Annotated in this window: 4 protein-coding genes and 1 pseudogene; 2 read left to right on the forward strand and 3 right to left on the reverse strand. The window is 61.7% G+C overall.

The features are described 5' to 3' along the window. On the reverse strand, nucleotides 1-1728 hold a 1728-nt coding region (locus EN914_RS27005), incomplete at its 3' end, for a bifunctional (p)ppGpp synthetase/guanosine-3',5'-bis(diphosphate) 3'-pyrophosphohydrolase (protein ID WP_164778937.1). A 128-nt stretch (nucleotides 1729-1856) separates the two neighbouring features. Beyond that, on the reverse strand, nucleotides 1857-2258 hold the full coding sequence (gene rpoZ / locus EN914_RS27010; RefSeq protein WP_013532591.1) for a DNA-directed RNA polymerase subunit omega: 402 nt from the start codon (nucleotides 2256-2258) through the stop codon (nucleotides 1857-1859). Between the two features lie 323 nt (nucleotides 2259-2581). Between rpoZ and EN914_RS27015 the strand changes: the two genes are divergently transcribed. Both EN914_RS27015 and EN914_RS27020 read left to right on the forward strand, forming a co-directional pair. Beyond that, nucleotides 2582-3163, forward strand: a complete 582-nt coding sequence (locus tag EN914_RS27015) for an NYN domain-containing protein (protein ID WP_010915096.1) — start codon at nucleotides 2582-2584, stop codon at nucleotides 3161-3163. Between the two features lie 11 nt (nucleotides 3164-3174). After that, nucleotides 3175-3831: a uracil-DNA glycosylase gene (locus EN914_RS27020; protein WP_024503072.1), complete on the forward strand. Its 657-nt coding sequence runs from the start codon at nucleotides 3175-3177 to the stop codon at nucleotides 3829-3831. 17 nt (nucleotides 3832-3848) lie between these two features. Here the strand turns inward: EN914_RS27020 and EN914_RS27025 are convergent. Then, nucleotides 3849-4041 (reverse strand): annotated as a pseudogene (locus tag EN914_RS27025) (lysozyme); the annotation flags it as partial.

The following is a 4041-nucleotide window of genomic DNA, read 5'->3' on the forward strand; positions in this document are numbered from 1 at the left end:
CAGCATGCCGGCGGCGTTGCGGATCTTCGACCAGCCCTCCTCTCGCGGCTTGGGGACGGCCGTGGTGACGCGCTCATCCTTGTAGTCAGGGAATACCGCCTTCATGACATCAGTGGAGGCGAGCTCGCCACGCCCGACAGAGGCCAGCACATCCTCGATGTCCTTGCGCGCCAACCTGTGCAGCACCTGCTTCAGGCTCTCCTTGGTGAAGGTCTTGCCGGCACGCTCGAAGGCGCGTTCCAGGATGCGGATGCCAAGACCCGAATATTGCTTGCGGATGGCGTTCTTGGTGGCACGGCGGATGGCCGAGCGCGCCTTGCCGGTGACGACGACCGATTCCCACGCCGCCGGCGGCACCTGCGCCTTGGAGCGGATGATCTCGACCTCGTCGCCGTTCTTCAGTTCCGTCATCAGCGGCATGATGCGGCCGTTGACCTTGGCACCGACGCAGGTGTCGCCGACATCGGTGTGCACCGCATAGGCGAAGTCGATCGGTGTCGCGCCGCGCGGCAGCGCAATCAACATGCCTTTCGGGGTGAAGCAGAACACCTGGTCCTGGAACAGTTCCAGCTTGGTATTTTCGAGGAAATCCTCAGGGTTGTCGCCTTCGGCAAGCTGCTCGATGGTGCGGCGCAGCCAGGCGTAGGCGTTGGTTTCCTTTGAAATCGCGTGGGCGGCGCCATTCGTCTTGCCGCCGGTATCCTTGTAGATCGAATGGGCGGCGACGCCGTATTCGGCGATCTTGTTCATCTCTCGGGTGCGGATCTGCAGCTCGACACGCTGGCGCGACGGGCCGACAATGGTGGTGTGGATCGAGCGGTAGTCGTTCTGTTTCGGCGTCGAGATGTAGTCCTTGAAGCGACCCGGCACCATCGACCACGCGGTGTGGATGGCGCCAAGCGCCCGGTAGCAGTCCTCGACCGTGTCGACGACGACGCGAAAGCCGAAGATGTCAGAGAGCTGCTCGAAGGACAGCGCCTTGGCCTCCATCTTGCGGAACACCGACCACGGCTTCTTCTGCCGGCTCTTTACGCTGGCGTTGATCGCATGCTTCTCGAACAGCGTGGACAGTGCCTTTTCGATGTCCGTCAGCACGCCCTTGTTGCGTTCGAAGATTTCGGCAAGCCGTGCGGTGACGGCGCGATAGGCTTCAGGATTAATGAAGCGGAAGGCGATCTCCTCCAGCTCTTCACGCATGCCTTGCATGCCCATGCGCCCGGCCAGCGGCGCGTAGATATCCATTGTCTCCTCGGCGATGCGCAGGCGCTTGGCCTCCGGCATGTGGTCGAGGGTGCGCATATTGTGCAAACGATCGGCGAGCTTGACCAGCAGCACGCGGACATCTTCCGAAATCGCCAGCAGAAGCTTTCTCAGGTTTTCCGCCTGCTCGGCCTTCTTCGAGACCAGATCGAGCTTCTTCAACTTGGTCAGGCCCTCGACCAGCTTGCCCATTTCGGGGCCGAACAGATCGTCGATCTCGGCCCGCGTGGCGGTCGTGTCCTCGATGGTGTCGTGCAGCAGGGCGACCGCGATCGTCGCCTCGTCCATATGCATTTCGGTGAGGATGGCGGCGACTTCGAGCGGATGCGAGAAATACGGATCGCCGGAAGCGCGCTTCTGGTGGCCATGCTTCTGCATGGCATAGACATAGGCCTTGTTGAGCAACGCCTCGTTGACGTCAGGCTTGTAGCGCTGGACGCGCTCGACAAGCTCATACTGACGCATCATGGGCGGAATCTCGCGGTGCTGAAATGATTGATGCGCCGCACTAGCGTACGGCGCATCCCATAGATAGCCACGAAACTGACTGGACGGAAGTGCCGGAAACGTATTCCAGGCAGGTCCAGAACGCTGGCTTAGTAGTCGTCGCTCTTTTCCGGCGGCACCAGGCCCTCGATGCCGGCCAGGAGGTCTTCCTCGGTCATCCGGTCGAAGGTGATGTTCTCCTCGGCGTCGTCGGCGTCGGTGGCGGCAACGGCGGTGCCGGTCTGATCGGCAATCGCCTCGCCATCGGCCTCGGGCTCGTCGACTTCGACGTGCTTCTGCAGCGAATGGATCAGATCTTCCTTGAGGTCGTCGGGCGACAGCGTCTCATCGGCGATCTCGCGCAGCGCCACAACCGGATTCTTGTCGTTGTCACGCGGCACTGTGATCGGCGCGCCCTGGCTGATCTGCCGGGCACGATGGCCGGCAAGGAGCACCAGCTCGAAGCGGTTGTCGACCTTGTCGATGCAATCTTCAACGGTTACGCGGGCCATGGATTGCCCCTTTCATGCGATGGATTTGATGGAAAACAGGCGCGGTCCATAACCCGAACGCCGTCAAAATACAAGCATCATGGCAATGGCTGGGTTGCATGGCGCCCAAACCTTGGTTCAAACACCCGATTTGGCAAAACCAGTCTGTGCTATGTGTTCGGTGTCCCGATCACAATTGCTTGCAGTGCCGCACGCGCCCTTGGATTGCCGCGAAACTGGCGCTATCTCGGATGGCATAGAGGTCAGCCGGTTTATTATGAGCCTGACCGAACGCTATCGCATTTGGTTTAGACGGGTGTTTATTTCGAGAAGGAATATTTTCCATGTTCGACCCTCGTGAAAAAATCGCCCTATTCATCGACGGCGCCAATCTCTACGCGACGTCGCGCGCGCTCGGCTTCGACATCGACTACCGCAAGCTTCTGTCGAGCTTCCAGAAGCGCGGCTATCTGCTGCGCGCCTATTATTACACGGCGCTGGTCGAGGATCAGGAATACTCCTCGATCCGTCCGCTGATCGACTGGCTCGACTATAATGGCTTCAAGGTGGTCACCAAGCCGGCCAAGGAATTCACCGACTCGACCGGCCGCCGCAAGATCAAGGGCAATATGGACATCGAGCTCACCGTCGATGCGCTGGAACTCGCCGATGTCGTCGACCACTACGTCATCTTTTCCGGCGACGGCGATTTCCGCACATTGGTCGAGGCATTGCAGCGGCGTGGCCGCAAGGTATCGATCGTCTCGACCATGGCCTCGCAGCCGCCGATGATCTCCGACGATCTGCGCCGCCAGGCCGACCATTTCATCGACCTGACGACGCTGAAGAACGAGGTTGGCCGTGACCCGTCCGAGCGGCCGGTGCGCAGGCCCGAGCCGGCCGAAGTCGACGAGGACGATTATTGAGGCCGGTCGCCTTGACCGTGCTTTCCGCCTCCGAACCCGGCCGCGATTGCCCGCTCTGCCCAAGGCTGCATGACTTCATCGCCGAGTGGCGGCAGCGCGAGCCGTCCTGGTTCAATGCGCCGGTGCCGACTTTTTTACCACCCGAGGGTGACGCGGCGGTTCAGTTGCTGATCGTCGGGCTGGCGCCTGGCCTGCGCGGTGCCAATCGAACGGGCCGCCCGTTCACCGGCGACTATGCCGGCGACCTGCTCTACTCGACGATGATTTCGCACGGTTTTGCGCGCGGAGAGTTCAAGGCGCGGCCAGATGACGGATTGGAGCTGGTCGGCACCGCGATCACCAACGCGGTGCGCTGCGTGCCGCCGGAGAACAAGCCGGTGGGCGCTGAGATTGCCACCTGCCGGACATTCCTGGTGCCGACGATCGCCAGGTTCCCGAACCTGCGCGCCGTGCTGGCACTGGGATCGATCGCGCATCAGTCGACGGTGCGGGCGCTGGGCGGGCGCGTCGCCGCCTATCCGTTCAAGCATGGCGGGCAGCTGCCGGCCGGCAGCATCACGCTGTTTTCGAGCTATCATTGCTCGCGCTACAACACCAACACCGGTGTGCTGACCGAAGCGATGTTCGTTAGCGTTTTCAGCCAGATAGCGGCGTTCCTGCGGAAATAGAGTCGGGCGCCAGCGGATCAGCTTGATGGCGCAAACAGTGCAGCCAGCACCGCCGGCCCACCCTTCAGCACGTTCATATCGACATCGCCATTGATGCCGTCGACGCGACCCCTGTTGTGGTACTGCCAGTAGACCCAGTCGTCGCGGTCCGGCTCCAGGAGCAACGAGCGGAGCCAGAGCGGACGGGCAGCAATGCGCCCTGCATAGGTC

The organism is Mesorhizobium sp. M7A.F.Ca.CA.001.08.2.1, from assembly GCF_003998455.1.
GTDB lineage: Bacteria > Pseudomonadota > Alphaproteobacteria > Rhizobiales > Rhizobiaceae > Mesorhizobium > Mesorhizobium ciceri.